Source organism: Streptomyces sp. NPDC020801, assembly GCF_044334385.1.
Lineage (GTDB): Bacteria > Actinomycetota > Actinomycetes > Streptomycetales > Streptomycetaceae > Streptomyces.
This window is the reverse complement of sequence record NZ_JBIRST010000005.1, coordinates 237,067-256,212: the sequence shown is the minus strand read 5'-3', so window position 1 is coordinate 256,212 and position 19,146 is coordinate 237,067. Positions and strand designations below refer to the sequence as shown.

The window sequence follows — 19,146 nt, the reverse complement described above, 5'->3', positions numbered from 1 at the left end:
TACGGTCAAGTACGATCAAGCTACGCTCAGTTAACAACAGATTAAGTCCCGTCCTGGTGAAAGCAGTGAGACACCAGGGGCGGTTGGGGCCGGGGCGTTCACGGTCGCCCCGGCCGGTGGGAGGGGTCACCTCAGCACGGGCGGCGCCGCCTTGGCCGAGGTCGCCCACGAGGACGGCCTCGGGCCCACCACGTAGTGCAGGGTGCGCAGGGAGCGCAGGGCACCGGTGGTCAGATACGTCCGGTCGTACGGCGCTCCGTCGGCCCGGACCGCCTGGGTGTAGCGGTCGTTGCGGGAAGTGCCCGGCGCGGTGATGGTCAAGGCGCCGTGCGGGTAGTAGCGGCGGTCCAGCCGCAGGTCGACGCGGTCGAAGACCGGGGTGGACAGACCCCACGTGGGATAGCCGGGCTGCACCGGGAACAGGCCGATGGACGACAGCACGTTCCAGGCGGACATGGTGCCCAGGTCGTCGTTGCCGGTCAGCCCGGTGGGCGCGTCGGTGAACAGGGTCAGCGCCGCGTGCACCACGTCGGTCGTCTTCCACGGCTGCCCCGTGGACAGGTAGGTGTACGGGGCGGCCAGGTCGGGCTCGTTCTGCGGGTTGTACTTGTCGGTGTCGTAGTACGAGTACGGCCCGTCGACCCACACCTCGCGGGCGGTGCGCTCCGGGTCCTTCAGCAGTTCCGGGTAGGCGAAGAACTCGTCGAGCCGCTCGTTGGTGAGCCGTCTGCCGCCGATCAGGCGCACCAGGCCGGGCACGTCCTGCGGCACGAGCCACTGGTACTGCCAGGACGTGCCCTCGTGGAAGCCCACGCTCTGGGCCGGACTCCACGGCCCGGTGAAGGCACCGGAGGTGTCACGGGCGCGGAAGAAACGGGTCGTGGGGTCGAGGATGCTGCGGTAGTTGCGGGACCGGGCGGCGTACCGCGCGGCGTCCCCGCGGTGGCCCAGCGCCCGGGCCATCTGGGCGAGCATCGCGTCCGACAGGGCGTATTCCAGGGTCGCCGAGGCGCCGTAGGCGTAGTCGGAGTGGCCGGGCTGCGGGGGCTCGTGGCCCTTGACGTACGGGGCGAAGCCACGGGCGAGGTAGTCCGGGTTGGCGTCGCGGCCCACCGCGGGCGAGCCGGCCGGCGGCACCCCGTCGGCGTTGCGCCTGAGCGCCCGGTAGGCCCGCTCCTCGTACCCGCCGAGCAGGCCCTGCTGGTAGGCGTTGGTCAGGAACGGGGTGACGGGGTCGCCGGTCATCACGTTCGTCTCGACGGTGCCGTAGCCCCACTTGGGCAGCCAGCCGCTCTCCTCGGCGACGTGGATCACGGAGATCGCCATGTCGCGGGACTCGCGGGGCGCGAGCAGGGCGAGGAACTGGGCCTGGGTCCGGTAGGTGTCCCACAGCGACCAGTTCTGGTAGTAGGTGAAGTCCCCGGCCCTGTGGACGCGCTGGTCGTAACCGGTGTAGCGGCCGTCGGCGTCGCTGCCGACGTTGGGCGCCAGGAACGCCCGGTACAGCGCCGAGTAGAAGGTGCGGAGCCGGGTGGTGTCGCCGCCGCGGGCACGGATGACGGCCAGCCGGTCCTCCCAGGCCCGCCGGGCCGCGTCGCGCACGGTGTCGAAGGAACGGCCGCCCTCGGCGCGCAGATTGCCCGCCGCGCCGTCCGCGTCGACGTACGACAGCGCGGTGGTCGCCTCCACCGTGCGGTTCTCTCTTGTGTCGAAGCGGAGGTAGGCGCCGCCGCGCCCGGTCCTCGCCCCCGGGGTCACCGCGCCGCCGTCCCAGGTGCCGTACGCGGTGAACGGCCGGTCGAAGCGGGTGATCGTGTAGACGGTGTACGGCACCGTGTCCTTGCAGAAGCCGCGGCCGGTGATCACGGTGCGCACGGTGCGGTCGTCCAGGATCTCCACCTTCGTGGAGACCATCCTGTGCAGCGCCTGGCCCGCGTTCAGCAGGACGTTGGCCTTGCCGGTGGCGGGGAAGGTGTAGCGCTGCACACCGGTGCGGACACCGGCCGTGAGCTCGGCCCGGATGCCGGAGTCCAGGCCGACCCGGTAGTAGCCGGGGCTCGCCTGCTCGGTTTCGTGGCTGAAGCCGGCCGCGTACTTCGCGTAGTCCGTCCGCGTGACGTCACCGGTGGTCGGCAACGCCGGCAGGTCGCCGCCCAGGCGGCAGCCGACGCCGGAGAGGTGGATCAGCGAGAAGCCGCGGATCTTCTTCTGGGCGTAGTCGTAGCCGGTGTTGTGGCCGGTGTCCGGCGAGAGCTGCACCATGCCGAAGGGCACGGCGGCCCCGGGAAAGGTGTTGCCCTCGTTCGCGGTGCCGATGAACGGGTTGACCAGGTCGGTGAGCCGGGCGTCACGCGGTTCGGCGGCCCGTGCGGCGTCGGGGGCGGCGGACAGCGCGGACACTGCCACCGCGCCCGCCATGCACAGGCGCAGGCGCCGGGTCCATCTCATGCAGGAAGACCTCCGGGAGGAGACATCGTTGCCTGCATGATCAGGTCTGAGGGTCCGTCAGCCGGGCATCCGGCGGGTGTCGCATCCGACGCGTCGCGGATCGGTGAAGATCGGAGTGGACCTGTCGCCCCCGGGGCGCGCACCATGGTGACGTCACCTCCGCGTCGTGCGAGACCGCGGCGACGGTTCCCTCCCTGCGGAAGGGAAGTGAGAAGGATGCCGAAGGTTTCCCGCGACACGGCGACCCAGGGCGGCGACTACGGCCCCGTCGTCGACCAGTCCGAGGACCTCGAGCCCTACACGGTGGACTTCCTGATGTTCCGCGAGGACGTCGACCTCACGCCCGTGCTGAGGGAACTGCCCGACGGCCGGTGCCAGTGCCCGCACTGGGGCTACGTCTTCAAGGGCGAGGTCGTCTTCCGCTACCCCGACCGCGACGAGGAGTACCACGCCGGGGAGGCGTTCTACGCCCCGCCCGGGCACGTCACCGTGCACACCGAGCCGGGCAGCGAGTACCTCCAGTTCAGTCCGGCCGACGACATGCGCAGGACCAGCGCGGTGGTCCTGAACAAGTTCCCGCCCGTGTGCGGCTGAGCGGTCCGCTCCCCCCGCGGCACCGGCCTCGGTGCGAAGACCGGCCCGCTACGGCACTCGCTGGCCCTTGCCCAGCGCGATCACGCCGCCCTTGGAGACGGTGTACAGCTCCGCGTCCCGCTCCGGATTGACGCCGATCGTCGCACCGGGCGGCACCTCCACGTTCTTGTCCAGGACGGCTCCGCGCACGATCGCGCCCCGGCCGATGTGCACGTTGTCGTGCAGCACCGAGCCCTGCACCACCGCACCGGGGTCGACCCGGACGCCCGGGGAGAGCACCGAGCGGGTGACCTGGCCGCGGATCAGGCAACCGGCGCTGATGATCGACTCGCTGGCGATGCCGCCGGCGTTGAACCGGGCCGGCGAGAGCTGGCCCGAGTGGGTGTAGATCGGCCAGTCGCGGTTGTAGAGGTTGAAGGCGGGACGTTCGGCGATCAGGTCCATGTGGGCGTCGTAGTACGCGTCGAGCGTGCCGACGTCCCGCCAGTAGCCCTGGTCGCGGCTGGTCTCTCCGGGCACGTGGTTGGCGCTGAAGTCGTACAGCTGCGCCTCGCCGCGGTCGGTGAGCTGGGGCAGGATCGAGCCGCCCATGTCGTGCACCGACCGCTCGTCCTCCGCGTCCCGGTGCAGCGCCTCGATCAGCGCCTTGGTGGTGAAGATGTAGTTGCCCATGGAGGCGAAGACGCACTCCGGGTCGTCGGGCAGACCCGGCGGGTCGGCGGGCTTCTCCAGGAAGCGCTCCACGGTCTGCCCGTCGGAGCCCGGGGTGATCACGCCGAAGGAGGAGGACTCGGCGCGCGGCACCCGGATGCCGGCGACGGTCACGCCCGCGCCGCCCTCGATGTGCTGCTGGAGCATCTGCCGGGGGTCCATGCGGTAGACGTGGTCGGCGCCGAAGACCGCCACGTAGTCGGGCTGTTCGTCGTGGATGAGATTGAGCGACTGCAGGATCGCGTCGGCGCTGCCCAGGTACCAGCGGGGTCCGAGGCGCTGCTGCGCGGGGACCGGGGTGACGTAGTTGCCCAGCAGGCTGGACATGCGCCAGGTGGTGGTGATGTGCCGGTCCAGCGAGTGCGACTTGTACTGCGTGAGCACGCAGATGCGCAGGATGTCGCCGTTGACGAGGTTGGAGAGCACGAAGTCGACGAGCCGGTAGGTGCCGCCGAAGATGACCGCGGGTTTGGCGCGGTCCGTGGTCAGGGGCATCAGGCGTTTGCCCTCTCCGCCCGCAAGGACGATTCCGAGGACCGAAGGTCCACCACGACGCATGGCCGCTCCCCTCACCCGGTTGTGCACCACTACTGCCCCTGAGCAGGGAGGACTAAGCCTGTTTGAGGATCTCCTCGTACAGTCGCACGGTGCGCCGGGCGACCGCGTCCCAGCCGAACTCCCCGACCGCGCGCCGCCGTCCCGCCTCGCCCATGCGGCGTGCCGCCTCCCGGTCGCCGAGCACCTGGTCGAGGGCGCGGGCGAGCCCTGCCTCGAAGTCGTCGTCGACGTCGACGAGTACCCCGGTCCGGCCGTCCTCGACCACCTCGGGGATGCCGCCGACCCGGGAGGCCACGACAGGGGTGCCGCAGGCCATGGCCTCCAGGTTGACGATGCCGAGCGGCTCGTACACCGATGGGCAGACGAAGACGGCGGCGTGCGTGAGCAGCTGGATCACGTCCGGGCGCGGCAGCATCTGCGGAATCCAGTGCACGCCCTCACGGACCCGGCTCAGCTCCTGGTACAGATCGCGGAACTCGCGGTCGATCTCGGGCGTGTCCGGCGCGCCCGCGCACAGCACGACCTGGGCCGCCCGGTCGATGTCCCGCACCGCGCGCAGCAGGTGCGGCACGCCCTTCTGGCGGGTGATGCGGCCGACGAACAGCACGTACGGGCGGTCCGGGTCCAGGCCGATCCGGTCGAGGGCCCCGGTACCGTGGGCGGGCCGGTACAGGGCGGTGTCGATGCCGTTGTGGACGACGTGCACCCGGGCCGGGTCCAGGGCCGGGTAGCAGCCGAGGATGTCCTCGCGCATGGCGCCGGAGACGGCGACCACCGCGTCGGCGGCCTCGATCGCGGTGCGCTCGGCCCAGCTGGACAGCGCGTAGCCGCCGCCGAGCTGTTCGGCCTTCCAGGGGCGCAGGGGCTCCAGGGAGTGGGCGGTCATCACGTGCGGCACGCCGTACAGCAGCTTGCCGAGGTGTCCGGCGAGGTTGGCGTACCAGGTGTGGGAGTGGACCAGCTCGCAGCCCTCCAGGCCCGCGGTCATGGCGAGGTCCACGGAGAGGGTGCGCAGGGCGTCGTTGGCGCCGTCCAGCGTGGACCAGGGACGGTGACGTACGACGCCGTCGGTGCGGCCCTCGCCCCAGCAGTGCACCTCCAGGTCCACCAGTGGTCTCAGCTCCCGCGCGAGGAACTCGACATGGACGCCCGCACCGCCGTACACGTCCGGCGGGTACTCCCGGGTCAGCAGTCCCACTCGCACCCGCAACTCCCTGGTCTCAGCGGCCGGTCGCTTTCATGGTCACCCAGATGCGGCGCGGGGGGAAGAGCGCGGCGCTCGTGTGAAGCAACAGTCGCCGCAGACACCGCCGCCGGGGACGCGGTAGTAGAGGCAGCAGCTGCGCCGCCGGAAGGCGGTGCCGGCGCCGGTGACGGCGCCGGTGCTGGTGAGGGCGCCGGTGCCGGTGAGGGCGCCGGCGAGGAGGGGGTGCGCGAGGAGCCGTGCGGCGAGCTCCCGGGCCCGGCCGCCGGCCTCTGGGCGGCCCTCTGCCCGCGCCCACCGCTCGAGCTGACGCGCCGCGCCCGCAAGGGCTGAGGCCGCATTGCCCCGCAGCAGGCCCGGGGCGAGGCGGTACCGGGCGCGCAGGGCGGCCGCCAGGGGCTCGAGGTGGGCGTGCAGGACGAGATCCGCGACCGTGGCCTCGTCCCCGGGCAGCGGGCGGACCCCGGAGAGCCACAGGTCGTCGGGGGCGCTCGCGGTGGGGTCCCAGTGGAGCAGACGGGGATCGAGGTCGGGAACCCGGCCGTAGAGGGCGGCGCAGCCGAGCGCGGCCGACCACAGCCGGGCCGCGAGCCCCTGGTGCGCCACCGAGGCGGCGACCCGTGGCTCGGCGGCGCGGATGCCGTCGGCGACCCTGCGGACGCGCTGGGTCAGGGGGTGGGCGTGGGGGCCGGACGGTGGGTGGGGGGACTGGCCGGACGGTGGGTGGGGGGACTGGCCGGACGGTGGGTGGGGCGAGGGGCCGGACGGCGGCTGAGGCAACGGATCGGACGACGGATCGGACGGCGGACGGGACGGCGAGTCGGCGTACGCCTGGGAGAGGCTGGGCAGTGGGCCGTTCGGCGGGGCGCCGGTGCGCAGGCGGAAGAAGGCGCCGAGGGGGCACAGCGCGGCGAGTTCGGGGTCCAGGTCCACGAGCAGCAGTAGTACCAAGTCCCCTAAGGGGTTCCATCAGGGGGTGTCCCCCCTGTGTCGCCCACCCAGGGGAGGACAGCGGGCCCGGCGTACTCCATCGGCAGTAGGACCCATTGCCTGCTCAGGAACGACGACGGGAAGGGATCGGCACGGCAGGGTGTTGAACCATGGAAGCCGACCGTTCCTCGCATCGGGGTCACCACCGCCCCCGCCTCACGCAGAGGAGCCGCTGATGAGCGCCCTCGCGTTGTCCGTTCTCCTGTCGTTCATGTCCGCCGTCGCCTACGCCGGTGGAGCGATCGTGCAGGAGCGGGTCGCGGTGTCCTCCCCGGACGAGCAGTACGCACCGCTGCGCCGGCCCGCCTGGTGGGCGGCGGTGGCGATGAACGGCCTCGGCGGGCTGCTGCACGTGGTGGCCCTGGCCTACGGTCCGCTCAGCCTGGTCCAGCCGCTGGGCGCGCTCACCATCGTCTTCGCGCTGCCCATGGCCGCGCTCTTCGTCGGCCGCCGGGCGGGCGCTACCGCCTGGCGTGGCGCGATCATGGCCACCGTGGGACTCGCGGGCCTGCTCTCCCTGGTCGGAGCCTCCAGCGGCCACTCGCTGACCACCGTCCAGCGGATGGGCCTGGCCCTGGTCACCGGCGGTGTGGTCGTGGCCCTGATGGCCGCCGGGCGGGCGGCGCACCGGCATCCGGCCGTGCGCAGCGTGCTTCTCGCCACCGCCTCCGGCATCGCCTTCGGCATGTCCTCGGTGTTCACCAAGACGGTCGCGGTCGACTGGAGCGACGGGGTCTCGGCGGCGGACCTGCCGTCCCTGACGGTGATAGGCGTCCTGGCCACGGCGGGCATCGTGCTGTCGCAGGCGTCTTACCGCGGCGGCGGACTCGCGGCGCCACTGGCCACCCTGACGGTGGTGAACCCGGTGGTGGCGGCCGCGGTCGGCATCACGATGTTCGGCGAAACCTTCCGCCACGGCATCACGGGCACCGTCCTCGCCCTCGCCTGCGGCGTGGTGGCCGCGGGCGGGCTGGTCCTGCTGACGACCGAGCGCATCGAGCGCACGGCTCCGGCGGTGCCGGCCGGGCCGGCTCCCGCGGAGCAGGCGGCAAGAGCTCCGGGCGCGCCGACAGCTCCGGGCACGCCGGCCAGGGGCGAACTGCCGGCCAGGGGCCAAGTGCCGGCCAGGGGCGAAGTGCCGGGCGGGGGCGAAGTGCCGGGCGGGGGCCACGAGCGCGCCCGGGCCGCGCCCGGTGACGTACCCCAGGGCGCGCCGGATGCGGTGGCGGCGGGGGCCGTGGCGGCGGGAGGCGGGCCGGCCAAGGCCGGATCGGCCGAGGTCCGCGTCCCGGCGCCGCACACGCCGGGGACGGCGCCGTCCGAGGAAGGCGAACCGCCGATCCTCGTCGGCCCGTTCTGCGGCGGCGCCTACTACGGCGGTTCCTACATCCCGACCGTCCCGATGCCCGTCCTCGGCCGGCACCGCGCCCGCGTCAGATCGTGACGCCGCCGGCCCGGAGATAGCCGACCGGGTCGATGTCCGTACCGAATCCGGGCCCTGTCCGCACCTCGAAGTGCAGATGCGGGCCCGTCACCTTGCCCGTGGCCCCCGAGCGGCCGATGCGCCGGCCGGCCGCGACCGTCTGCCCGGGCCGTACGGAGATCGCCGAGAGATGCCCGTACTGGGTGTAGTGGCCGTCGGCGTGCCGGATCACCACCTGGTAGCCGTAGGCGCCGCCCCAGCCGGCGGCGACCACCTCACCGGCCGCGGCCGCGTGCACCGACGTGCCGGTGGGCACCTCGAAGTCGACCCCCGTGTGGTAGCCCTTCGACCAGTGGGCGCCGTTCACGTGGTAGCCCGTGCCCACCGGTCCCTTCACCGGGGCGACGACGGCGTGCGCGGCGGTGTGCGACCGGGCGGGCCGGTGCGGCTCCGTCCTGGCGGCGGGCTTCGCCTGCCCGGCCGGACGCGTGGGCGTCGAGCCCTCCTTGGGCGGCGGGGACGTCGTGCGGGACGTCGGGCGCAGGGTGAGCCGCTGGCCGGGCAGGATCAGATCCGGGTCGTCGCCGACGGTCGTACGGTTGGCGGCGTACAACTGCCGCCAGCCGCCCCGGACATGCCGCTCCCCGGCGATCCGGGAGAGGCTGTCGCCGCGGACCACGGTGTACATCTCGGCGGTGCCGGCCCGCGACTGCGGTGTGGACTGCGGTTGTCCGGCACCGACGGCGCGGCCGGAACTCTTCGGGCTCCCGGTGGTTTTGGCGCTCTTCGCGCTCTTCCCGCTGGTCGCGCTGGTCGCGGTCCTGGCCGCCGTGCCGTCCGGGTGGGCCCCTTCAGCGTTGCCGCCCCGGGTCAGACCGGCCCGCACCGAGCACACCGGCCAGGCGCCGGGCCCCTGCCCGTCGAGCACCTTCTCCGCGACGGCGATCTGCTGGTCCCTGGTGGCCAGGTCCGCGCGCGGCGCGTACCGGGTCCCGCCGTACGCCTCCCAGGTGGACTGGGTGAACTGCAGCCCGCCGTAATAGCCGTTGCCGCTGTTGATGTTCCAGTCGTCGCTGGACTCACAGGCGGCCACCTTGTTCCAGGTGGACACGTCGGCCGCGTGGGCGGCGCCGGCACCGGCGCCGATCAGCGGGATCGCCATTCCGGCGCCGCCCACCGTGACGGTGAGTGAGGCGCGGTTGATCCTGTTCGGCTGATACCGGCGGTGCCGACCGCGTACGGCCATGTCTGCAGCCCCCTCGACATGCGTCAGGAGGGGCAAAAGTAAACGCCGCGAACAGGCCATGACAAGACGGCTATCGGCCGCGTCGTCACCCCAAGTGGCCGGTAAAGGACTCCCATTGGCCGGATCGGCGGCTTCCGCACTGAGGCACCGGGCGCCTGCCGTGCGTAATGAAGCGTGTCGGGTCCGGACGTGCGGTCGCCGTACCGGCACGTCAGGATGGTCGAGGGGCCATCAGGAGCAATACTGGCGGCTCGGTCGCACGGCACCAGCGGCACCGCCGACGGCACGTCCGGCGGCGGGACGCACACGTTCCGTCCGACGATCCACCTGATGTTCCACCGGATTCTTGAGGAGCAGGCGGTATGAGCACTACAGCCCAGATCGGCGTCACGGGACTCGCGGTCATGGGCCGCAACCTCGCCCGCAACTTCGCGCGCAACGGCTACACGGTCGCGCTGCACAACCGGACGGCGTCCCGCACGCACGCGCTGGTGGAGGATTTCGGGCACGAGGGCGACTTCATCGCGGCCGAGACCGCAAAGGAGTTCGTGGCGGCGCTGGAGCGGCCGCGTCGCCTGGTCATCATGGTGAAGGCGGGCGAGCCGACCGACGCGGTGATCCAGGAGTTCGCCCCGCTGCTCGAGCCCGGCGACATGATCATCGACGGCGGCAACGCGCATTTCGCGGACACCCGCCGCCGTGAGAAGGCGCTGCGCGAACAGGGCATCCACTTCGTCGGCATGGGCGTCTCCGGTGGCGAGGAGGGCGCGCTGCACGGCCCGAGCATCATGCCGGGCGGCCCCAGGGAGTCCTACGACTCGCTGGGCCCGATGCTGGAGAAGATCTCCGCGAAGGCGGCGGACGGTGCGCCCTGCGTCACCCATGTCGGCCCGGACGGCGCCGGTCACTTCGTGAAGATGGTGCACAACGGCATCGAGTACGCCGACATGCAGCTGATCGGCGAGGCGTACCAGCTGCTGCGCGACGTGGCCGGCTACTCCCCCGCGCAGATCGCGGCGATCTTCCGCACCTGGAACACCGGCCGCCTCGACTCCTACCTGATCGAGATCACGGCCGAGGTGCTGTCGCACGTGGACGCGGCCACGGGCAGGCCGTTCGTGGACGTGGTGGTGGACCAGGCCGAGCAGAAGGGCACCGGCCGCTGGACGGTGCAGATCGCGCTCGACCTCGGCGTGCCGGTCTCCGGCATCGCGGAGGCGGTCTTCGCTCGGTCCTTGTCGGGCCACGCGACCCTGCGCGAGGCCTCGCGCGGGCTGGCCGGTCCCAAGGCGTCCCCGCTGTCCGAGGCCGAGGCGGCCGCCTTCGCCGACCGGGTGGAGCAGGCACTGTACGCCTCCAAGATCGTGTCGTACACCCAGGGCTTCCACGAGATCGCGGCCGGCAGCGAGGAGTACGGCTGGGACATCGACCTGGGCGCGGTCTCCTCCATCTGGCGCGGCGGCTGCATCATCCGCGCCGCCTTCCTGGACCGCATCCGCGCCGCGTACGACGCCCGGCCGGACCTGCCCAGTCTGCTGTCCGACGACACCTTCGCCCAGGAGATCGCGGCGGCCCAGGACGACTGGCGCGAGGTGCTGGTCGCCGCGACCCGCCAGGGCGTTCCGACCCCCGGTTTCGCCGCGGCCCTCGCCTACTACGACGCCCTGCGCGCCGAGCGCCTGCCGGCCGCCCTCACACAGGGCCAGCGCGACTTCTTCGGCGCGCACACCTACCGCCGCGTCGACCGCGAGGGCGCCTTCCACACGCTGTGGGGCGGGGACCGGTCGGAGGTGACCGCGTAGGACGCGGGCAGGCCCGGCGGGGGTACGTGGGCGGTGCGTCGCGGGTGCGTGGACGGTACGCACGCCGCGCCGCCCGCGTGGGTTCTGCGTACGTGGACGTACATGGGCATACGGGGATGTACGTGAACTTACGTGGACGTACATGGACGTACGTCGGCGGGGACGGGCGGTAGCAGGAGACGGCGGGCGGCCGGAGGGTCGCCCACCGTCTCCTTTTCGCGCGGCGGGGCCGGGCGGAGCGGGCTGCGGCCGCCTTCGCTGCCCGGTCCCGCTCTCAGGTGAGCGGCGGGCCGGGCTCGGGGTTCGGCACCGGTTCCGGGCCCGGGGGTACGGGCGACGGAGACGGCTCGGGCAGCGGACCGGGAGTCGGGCCCGGGGGTGGCGGCGGGGTCGGTACGGGGCCCGGCGGCGGGCCCGGAACCGGGGGCGGCGTCGGTGTGGGACCGGGGGGCGGCTCGGGGGCCGGGGGCGGCGTCGGCACCGGGCCCGGCGGCGGGCCCGGAGCCGGGGGTTCGGGCGCCGGGGGTGGCTGCGGGCCGGGCACCGGGGCCGGATACGGCTCCGGATGCTGGGGGTCCGGGCCCGGCGTGGGCCCGGGCGGGACGGGGTCGGGGTACGGGTTCGTCATGGCGTCCTCCGGCCAGTCGGTCGACGTCGGCTCTGGACTACTCCCCCGCCTACCCGAGGCCCGCCCGGCCAGTCACCCGACGGCGCCACGGTGAGGACCCGGGTGGGTCAGACGGCAGCCGCGCACGACAGCGCCCGAGCGGCCACCACCCGGGTGTGTGCGTGGGTGGGTGCAGGTGTGCGCGCGGCGGTCAGACACAACCTTCGCGTGCCGCCCGCGCCGCTGCCGCGAAGCCTGGGCCGGGGCTGGAGAGGACGGGGACGGGTGTCGTCGTCAGGTGCCGGCCCGGGGCCATGGATGCCTGGGCGAGGACGATCGCGTCGGCGTGCGCGACCATGTCGGCCGCGGCCGCCACCGCGCGTACGTAGCCCGCGGTGTCACCGGCCTCGAAGTGCCGCCAGGCACCGTCGACGAGCAGGGTGCGCACGGCGACGGAACGCCCTGCCCGCCCTGCCTCCTCCTCCAGGAGCGCCACGGTAGGGGCGAAGGTGCTCTCCAGCGCGGCGAGAACGACGACCCGCGGGCCTGCCGCCACGGCCTGGGCCGCCATCGGGCGGTCCACCCGCAGTACCGGGACGCCGGCCCGCGCCCCCGCCGCCTCGGCGACGCCGCCGAGGGTCGAGCAGGTGCACAGCACCGCGCGGGCGCCCTCGGCGAGGGCCTCCTCCAGCACCGCCCGTACGTCGTCCGTCACCGCCTGCGGACCCTCCCGGCGGGCGCGCAGGAGCAACCGCTCGTCGACGAAGTGCCGGAGCGCCAGGCCGGGATGGGCCTCGTCGCGCAGGGCGTCGAAGACCGGGACGTGCGCGGGCGAGGTGTGCAGGAGAGCGAGCATCGTCAGAATCGGCTTTTCGGCTCAGAACCGCCCCGGATGGGCCGCCTGCCACTCCCGGGCGGCCGCCGACAGCGCGGGATCCGCGGCCGGGGCCTCGTCGCGGTGGCGTTCGGCCCATTTGGCGACGTACGGGCAGAGCGGGGCCACGGCGACACCCTCGCGGTCCGCGATGGCGTACAGCTCGCGCGCCAGCGAGCCCGCGATGCCCTTGCCCTCGTGGGCCGGTTCCACGACCGTGTGGACGGGGACCAGGGCATGCCCGGGCGACTCGAGGACGAAGTACTCGATGCGTCCCACCACTTCGCCGTCGCCGACCGCCACCAGGCGGCCCGCCGTCCGGTCGTCGCGGATCTCGATCTCGCTCATCGGCACGCTCCTGGTCCATGTGTCCGGCGTCGGGCACCCGGTGCCGGGTGCCCGGCGTCCGTCGGTCGCGGATCGCGGTCAGGCCGGTACGACGGCCTGCGGGCTGCGCTGCTGGTCCGAGCCCGGCACCGGAGCGGACGGGTCGGCGCCCAGCTCGACGATCCGGTTGTCGCCGTCCACGTGCACGACCCGCGGCTTCAGTGCCCGCGCCTCGGCGTCGGTGACCTGAGCGTAGCTGATGATGATCACCAGGTCTCCGGGGTGGACCAGGTGCGCGGCGGCTCCGTTGATGCCGACGACGCCGGAGCCGCGCTCGCCCTCGATGACGTACGTCTCCAGCCGCGACCCGTTGGCGATGTCGACGATGTGGACGAGCTCCCCGGGCAGCAGGTCGGCGGCGTCGAGCAGGTCCGCGTCGATGGTCACCGATCCCACGTAGTGCAGGTCGGCCTGGGTGACGGTGGCGCGGTGGATCTTGGACTTGATCAGAGTGCGCAGCACTTTAGACTCCTAGAAGACGGCTCCCCGCCAGCTTTCTGCAGGTCAGGGGCGTCCTTCACTGTACATCGGCATGCCTTCGACTCGAAGACTTTCCAGAAATTCCATTGCCGCCCAGTCCGGGTGAGGTGTGAGTCATGTGCTGGTCGGCTGCCAAGGGGCGATGCCCCGGAGCGGTGTCCGGGGCACCGCCCACCGCGTGGGTCAGTGGGTCGTCGCAACCTCGGCGTAGTCCAGACGCGGGGAGCGCGGGAAGTGACCGTCAGCAGTGGGCCTGCCGATGTTGACGACCATCAGCGGGATGTGGTCCTCGTCGAGGAACTCCCTCTGGATGGCGGCGTGGTCGATGCCGTTCATCGGTCCAGCGGCCAGGCCCAGGGCGCGGACACCGATGATGAAGTAGGCGGCCTGCATAGCGGCGTTCAGCACGGCAGACTGCTCACGGACCGAGCGCTGGGAGAAGAACACGTCCCTGGCCGCCGGGAATGCGGGGAACAGACGCGGCAGCTCCTCGTGGAACTCGGCGTCGGCGGAGAGGATCACGGCCAGTGGGGCTGCGGCGGTCTTCGCCTGGTTGCCCTCGGCCAGGTGCTGCACCAGGCGCTGACGCGCCTCGGGCGAGCGGACGACCGTCAGACGCAGCGGGGACTGGTTGAAGGCAGTCGGCGCGATCTTGATCAGGTCATAGACGGCCTGCACCTGCTCGTCCGACACCGGTTCATCGGTGAAGGCGTGCGCGGTGTGGGCCTCCTGGAACAGCAGGTCCAAAGCGGTGGAGTCAAGAGCGAAGGGCATGACTGTCCTTGTCACATCGGTGAATGGGATGAGGAGTTGGGACCCCTCATGACGGCCGGGTCCTTGTCGGCGGCTGCGCCGACAAGCACCACGCCCGCCTCAGTGCGCGCACCAACGATACAACCTAGATGTCAAAATATTGACATTCCCGTCAACCGGTTCGTACCGTGATGGCGCGCACCCCCCGCACATACGTGACACGAGGAGGTCATCGCGTTGGCCGAACAGGGCCGCACTCCTTGCCACAGGGCGTTCAACCCGACGTATGGCGTATACGTCAATCCATCAACCCACGCGACCGACAAGAAGTGATCATCATGAACATCACCGCTGCCGTGGCCGTTGAGCCGGGCCAGCCGCTGGAGCTGCGCACAGTGGAACTGGCCGAACCGCGGCCCGACGAGGTACGGGTCAAACTGGCCGCCACCGGCGTCTGTCACGCGGACGTGATCGCGCGCGACCAGGTATACCCGGTCCCGCTGCCCGCGGTCCTCGGCCATGAGGGTGCTGGTGTGGTCGAGGCCGTAGGTTCGGACGTCACGCACCTCGCGGCTGGGGACCACGTCGTCCTCGGCTTCGACTACTGCGGTCGCTGCGAGATGTGCTCGGTCGGGAAGCCGAGCTGCTGCCAGGAATTCGGGGCCCGCAACTTCGGCGGGTTCCGGCTGGACGGCAGCAGTCCGATCAGCATGGAGGGCTCGCCGATCACAGGCCGGTTCTTCGGCCAGTCGTCCTTCGCGACCCACACCAACGTCGTGGAGCGGCTGGCGGTGAAGGTGCCGACGGAGTTGCCCCTGCACGTGCTCGGCCCGCTGGGCTGCGGTGTGATGACGGGCGCAGGTGCGGTGTTCAACACGCTCACCCCGAAGCCCGGCTCCAGCTTCGCAGTGTTCGGCACGGGCGCGGTCGGTTTCTCCGGCCTGCTCGCAGCAAAGGTCGTCGGCTGTACGACGATCATCGCCGTCGACGTCATCCAGAGCAAGCTCGAGAGAGCACTCCAGCTCGGAGCGACGCACGTCATCAATAGTGCCGAGCAAGATCCCGAGAAGGCCATCCGAAAGGCTACCGATGGAAAGGGTGTCGACTATGCGCTCGACGCCGTGGGCGTCCCCGCAGTCTTCACCCAGATGGCCAACAGCCTGGCCGTTCGCGGCCACGGAGTGCTGGTCGGTGCACCGAAGCCCGGTGATGACGCCAGGCTTGACGTGGGAAAGCTGCTCAATGCCTCGTCGCCGCGGCTGTCACTGGTACTCGAGGGCGACGCCGCGCCGCAGGAGTTCATCCCGCGGCTCATCCGGCTCTACCAGGCCGGGCTGTTCCCGCTCGACGAGCTAGTGACCACTTACAAGTTCGAAGACATCAACACCGCGATCTCCGCCTCCGAGCAGGGCACTGCGATCAAGCCGGTTGTCACCTTCTAGAGATGCGGCTGAGGCGACCCACCGGGATTCCGGTGCCCTGATTCCGACGGCATAATCTGGGCAAATAGTGCATTGAGTAGCCATAGCTCCGGATGCGGTCGACACCCCGGCGCCGCTTCCTCGCATCAGACCGCCACCCCCCGAGGCGCCGCGCGCTCGACCGGCCGAGCGCGGGCCGGCCGCACGGCCGCGACACGGGGACTGCGGATCTCCAAGCGCGACGTCCCACAACAATCCAAGGGATCCTGACCCCAATGTCGGCTGACATGGCCACACCTCAGCCTGGGCGACGCGCTGGAGATCGGCGAGGCCGACCGACTCCACACTTAACTCGATCGTCAAAATATTGACACTTACGGTTGACGCAATCGCTCCGACTGGAGCACGATCTCGATCACACTAGTTTGCGGAGATCTTGGTCAATTCTCTATCAAGGCGACGCAAAGACGGACAAGTGAGGACAGTGAGATGGCCGACGCAAGGCTCGCGCCCGAGGACGTGTGGAGCGGCAAGATCTATAGCAACGGCTGGCAGCAGCCGGGGCAAGGCACTTTGACCATTATCGAGAAGGCGACGGGTGAAGGTCTCGGCGAGATCGGCGTGGCCTCGCCCTCCGACGTCACCGCCGCGGCAGCCGCAGCGCGCCAGGCACAAGTGGAATGGGCGAAGGTACCGGGCCCCGCGCGCGGTGACATCATCCGCTGCTTCTCCCGCCTGGTCCTGGAGCACGCCGACGAAATCGCCGAGCAAATCGTGCGCGAAACGGGCTCAATAGGCCCCAAGGGCCAATGGGAAGTCCACATGGCAGCACGGGAGGCCCTGGAGGCCGCCAATCTGGGCAGTGAGCCCATCGGTGTCATGCCCGCGAGCGCCGAGCCTGGCCGCCGCAGCTACGCGCGGCGCATCCCGATTGGCGTGGTCGGCATCATCACCCCGTGGAACTCGCCGTTCCTGCTGGGAACTCGCGCGATCGCGCCGGCGCTGGTGGCCGGCAATGCCGTCCTCCTCAAGCCGGACCCGCAGACTCCGATCTGCGGTGGTGTGATGTTCGCCCGGCTGCTGGAAGAGGCTGGCCTTCCTGACAGCCTCTTCCACGTCCTGCCCGGAGGGATTCCCACAGGCGAGGCCGTTGTCAGCGATCCGAGCGTGGACATGGTGAGCTTCACCGGCTCCACCCGCGCCGGACGCCTCGTCGGTGCCGCAGCTGGCGGCATGCTCAAGCGGGTCTCCCTCGAACTGGGTGGCAACAACCCGTACATCGTGCTCCCGGGCGTGGACATCGACGCCGCGGCGAGCGCGGGCGCCTGGGGCGCCTTCTTCCATCAGGGGCAGATCTGCCTCACCGCCGGACGCCACCTCGTGCACGAGAGCATCGCCCAGGAGTACACCGAGGCGCTGGTCAAGCACGCCTCTCAGCTCGCCGTTGGGGATCCGTACCGGGAACAGGTCCACCTCGGACCGATCGTCAACGAGCGACAGGCGCAGAACGTCGACCGTGTCGTGGCCGAGACCGTGAAGCAGGGCGCCACGGTTCTGGTGGGCGGCCGACGGGACGGGCTGTACTACATGCCCACCGTCATGACCGGCGTGAAGCCCGGCATGCCGGCCTTCGATGAGGAGATCTTCGGCCCCATCGCGCCGATCACCACGTTCAGCACGGACGAGGAGGCGATCGCGCTGGCCAACCAGACGAGTTACGGTCTGGTCGCCGCCGTTGTGGGACCGGACCTGGCCCGGGCCCAGCGCGTCGCCGACCGGCTCCACACCGGCATCGTCCACATCAATGACCAGTCCGTCCTGCACGAGGTCTACGGGCCCATCGGGGGCATCGGTGTCTCGGGCAACGGTTTCAACCACAGTACCCTCACCAACGCTGACCAGTTCAGCGAATGGCAGTGGGTCACAGTCCGCGAGGACATCGCCACCTACCCGTTCTGACGTACCCTCCGATATCGCGGAGGGCCCGCGTCTCGCCGCGGACAACACCCGCAGACGGTCATGTCCCGACGCGCTCCGGCGAGCCGATCACCGGCCTGTACGCGGTGAGCAACTGCGCGGTGGCCTGCTCCGACAGCAGTTACTGGGCGGGCGGAGCGATCCCCGGCCCGATCATCGGTCGGTGTGCGACTGACAATCATCATCATGGCCTGCCTGGCAGGGCTGCACGCCGCCCCAGAGCCTGCGCGCGCCGTGGCGGACTGGTCACGGCTGGATGAGCCGCTCGGTCGGCCTGGCCACCCCGTGGACGGCCTGGCGGTCAGGCCAACAAGACCGCCCAGCAGTCGACCGACCGGTATCACCGTCCGCACTCCATCCTGCACCGCACCCCAACCGAGTGCCGGATCATCAAGGTCCGTCTCGTGCACCGACAGGGGCGTGCCCGCACGGCCCGGCCACGGCGGCTGACCCCGGACACGGGGCACCGCGCGCTGCCCCGCTATGGCCCGGTCCGACGCTCCCGCCTGGACCGGGCCACTGGTTGTGTCAGCAGGACGGCTCCATCGCCACAGCGAACAGGGCTGGCTGATCCGCCGTCGGCAGTCGAGTAGCGGAAGTGAACGCTCTCGACATGGACGAGCACGGCGTGCCGGTACCAGTCCACGTCGCAGCAGGCGTCTGGCGTGTGACCGGGGGCTGCCGCCCTACATGGGCTGCGTGTGAGGCAGCGAGGCCGCTGACCGTTTGCATGACGGCATCAAGCCGCCTTCCCAGACGCCTATCGATGATCGCCGTCCCTGCGCTGACCGACTGCGAAGCTCCTTCAAGGAGGCCAAGAGGCGTTGACGTTTTGACGATGACGTCAGATAATCGTCGCCAATGTCAAATAATGAATGGAGCAACGGTGCCTGCCACGGTGAAGAGAGTCGGACTGGTCGTCCCCAGCTCGAACGTGACCGTTGAGACGGAGCTGCCCCGCATCCTGACCCGGGCAGAGCGCACAGCGTTCACGTTTCATTCCAGCCGCATGCGGATGCACGCCGTGACCCCGGAGCAGCTGCGTGCCATGAACGCCCAGCGTGAGCGCTGTGTGCTGGAGATCGGCGATGCAGGTGTCGACGTGGTCCTGTACGCCTGTCTGGTGGCCATCATGGCGACCGGTCGAGGCGAGCACCGTAACGTCGAACTGGCTGTGGCAGAGCAGCTCGCCACTGGAGGCTCCGACACCAAGGTCATCTCGAGTGCCGGGGCTCTGGTGAAGGCACTGAAGGATCTCGGCGCCATGCGAATCGGACTTGTGATGCCGTACATGAAGCCGCTTGCCGAGAAGGTTGTCGACTACATCGAGTCCGAAGGGTTCGATGTAGTCGACTGGCGTGCCCTTGAGGTGGCGGACAACAGCGACGTCGGTTGCATTCCCGGTGACCGCGTCATGGAGGCGGCGCGCAGCCTGGACCTCGACACCGCCGATGTGGTGGTCATCTCGGCCTGCGTGCAGATGCCGTCGCTCGACCTAGTGCAGTGGGCCGAGGACGAGCTGGGCCTGCCGGTGATCTCCGCCGCTACCGCCGGGGCCTATGCGATCCTGCGCAGCCTCAACCTGCCCGTCAACATCCCGGGCGCCGGCTCACTGCTGCGTGCCGACGCGCCCGTACCGGCCGCATGACTGCGCCGCAGCCCCCGTCCCCC

15 protein-coding genes are annotated in these 19,146 nt (G+C 71.0%); 6 read left to right on the top strand and 9 right to left on the bottom strand.

The annotated features are described in order from the left end of the window. Positions 1 to 126: 126 nt before the first annotated feature. Positions 127 to 2,448: a GH92 family glycosyl hydrolase gene (locus ACH4UM_RS13150; protein WP_398177180.1), complete on the bottom strand. Its 2,322-nt coding sequence runs from the start codon at positions 2,446 to 2,448 to the stop codon at positions 127 to 129. Between the two features lie 216 nt (positions 2,449 to 2,664). On the opposite strand from ACH4UM_RS13150, the gene ACH4UM_RS13145 reads away from it, so the two are divergent. Beyond that, positions 2,665 to 3,042, top strand: coding sequence for a hypothetical protein (locus tag ACH4UM_RS13145; protein WP_398177177.1), 378 nt, complete (start codon positions 2,665 to 2,667; stop codon positions 3,040 to 3,042). Between the two features lie 48 nt (positions 3,043 to 3,090). Here ACH4UM_RS13145 and glgC read toward each other — a convergent pair whose 3' ends face one another. Genes glgC through ACH4UM_RS13130 form a run of 3 tightly spaced genes read right to left on the bottom strand, consistent with a single transcriptional unit; the run spans position 3,091 to position 6,466 of the window. After that, complete coding sequence (gene glgC, locus ACH4UM_RS13140; RefSeq protein WP_398177175.1) at positions 3,091 to 4,311, bottom strand: glucose-1-phosphate adenylyltransferase; 1,221 nt, start codon at positions 4,309 to 4,311, stop codon at positions 3,091 to 3,093. Positions 4,312 to 4,363: 52 nt separating this feature from the next. Further along, on the bottom strand, positions 4,364 to 5,515 hold the full coding sequence (gene glgA, locus ACH4UM_RS13135; RefSeq protein ID WP_398177173.1) for a glycogen synthase: 1,152 nt from the start codon (positions 5,513 to 5,515) through the stop codon (positions 4,364 to 4,366). Between the two features lie 39 nt (positions 5,516 to 5,554). Continuing rightward, entirely contained in the window at positions 5,555 to 6,466 is a 912-nt protein-coding gene (locus ACH4UM_RS13130) for a (2Fe-2S)-binding protein (RefSeq protein ID WP_398177170.1), read from the bottom strand. A 214-nt stretch (positions 6,467 to 6,680) separates the two neighbouring features. Between ACH4UM_RS13130 and ACH4UM_RS13125 the strand changes: the two genes are divergently transcribed. Next, the gene (locus ACH4UM_RS13125; RefSeq protein WP_398177167.1) at positions 6,681 to 7,949 is read left to right on the top strand and encodes a DMT family transporter; all 1,269 of its coding nucleotides are present in this window, start codon (positions 6,681 to 6,683) and stop codon (positions 7,947 to 7,949) included. Here the strand turns inward: ACH4UM_RS13125 and ACH4UM_RS13120 are convergent. Then, positions 7,939 to 9,174 carry a transglycosylase family protein gene (locus tag ACH4UM_RS13120; RefSeq protein ID WP_398177165.1) on the bottom strand — a complete coding sequence of 412 codons (1,236 nt, stop codon included), beginning with the start codon at positions 9,172 to 9,174 and terminating at the stop codon, positions 7,939 to 7,941. The two genes, ACH4UM_RS13125 and ACH4UM_RS13120, sit on opposite strands and share 11 nt — an antisense overlap. 362 nt (positions 9,175 to 9,536) lie before the next feature. Between ACH4UM_RS13120 and gndA the strand changes: the two genes are divergently transcribed. After that, a complete protein-coding gene (gene gndA / locus ACH4UM_RS13115; RefSeq protein ID WP_398177162.1) occupies positions 9,537 to 10,976 on the top strand; it encodes an NADP-dependent phosphogluconate dehydrogenase in 1,440 nt (479 codons plus the stop codon). A gap of 818 nt (positions 10,977 to 11,794) precedes the next feature. Here the strand turns inward: gndA and ACH4UM_RS13110 are convergent. The 4 genes from ACH4UM_RS13110 to ACH4UM_RS13095 all read right to left on the bottom strand — a co-directional run bounded on the left by ACH4UM_RS13110 (position 11,795) and on the right by ACH4UM_RS13095 (position 14,098). Further along, the gene (locus ACH4UM_RS13110; RefSeq protein ID WP_398177159.1) at positions 11,795 to 12,439 is read right to left on the bottom strand and encodes an aspartate/glutamate racemase family protein; all 645 of its coding nucleotides are present in this window, start codon (positions 12,437 to 12,439) and stop codon (positions 11,795 to 11,797) included. Positions 12,440 to 12,460: 21 nt separating this feature from the next. Then, positions 12,461 to 12,805: a GNAT family N-acetyltransferase gene (locus tag ACH4UM_RS13105; protein ID WP_398177157.1), complete on the bottom strand. Its 345-nt coding sequence runs from the start codon at positions 12,803 to 12,805 to the stop codon at positions 12,461 to 12,463. A gap of 78 nt (positions 12,806 to 12,883) precedes the next feature. Then, the gene (panD, locus tag ACH4UM_RS13100; protein ID WP_398177154.1) at positions 12,884 to 13,306 is read right to left on the bottom strand and encodes an aspartate 1-decarboxylase; all 423 of its coding nucleotides are present in this window, start codon (positions 13,304 to 13,306) and stop codon (positions 12,884 to 12,886) included. A 201-nt stretch (positions 13,307 to 13,507) separates the two neighbouring features. Continuing rightward, positions 13,508 to 14,098 carry a malonic semialdehyde reductase gene (locus ACH4UM_RS13095; protein WP_398177151.1) on the bottom strand — a complete coding sequence of 197 codons (591 nt, stop codon included), beginning with the start codon at positions 14,096 to 14,098 and terminating at the stop codon, positions 13,508 to 13,510. 239 nt (positions 14,099 to 14,337) lie between these two features. Between ACH4UM_RS13095 and ACH4UM_RS13090 the strand changes: the two genes are divergently transcribed. From ACH4UM_RS13090 to ACH4UM_RS13080, 3 genes are all read left to right on the top strand, one after another. Then, a complete protein-coding gene (locus ACH4UM_RS13090; protein WP_398177149.1) occupies positions 14,338 to 15,519 on the top strand; it encodes an NAD(P)-dependent alcohol dehydrogenase in 1,182 nt (393 codons plus the stop codon). A gap of 468 nt (positions 15,520 to 15,987) precedes the next feature. Further along, a complete protein-coding gene (locus tag ACH4UM_RS13085; RefSeq protein WP_398177146.1) occupies positions 15,988 to 17,457 on the top strand; it encodes a benzaldehyde dehydrogenase in 1,470 nt (489 codons plus the stop codon). Positions 17,458 to 18,361: 904 nt separating this feature from the next. Beyond that, positions 18,362 to 19,123: an Asp/Glu racemase gene (locus tag ACH4UM_RS13080; protein ID WP_398177144.1), complete on the top strand. Its 762-nt coding sequence runs from the start codon at positions 18,362 to 18,364 to the stop codon at positions 19,121 to 19,123. Positions 19,124 to 19,146: the final 23 nt, after the last annotated feature.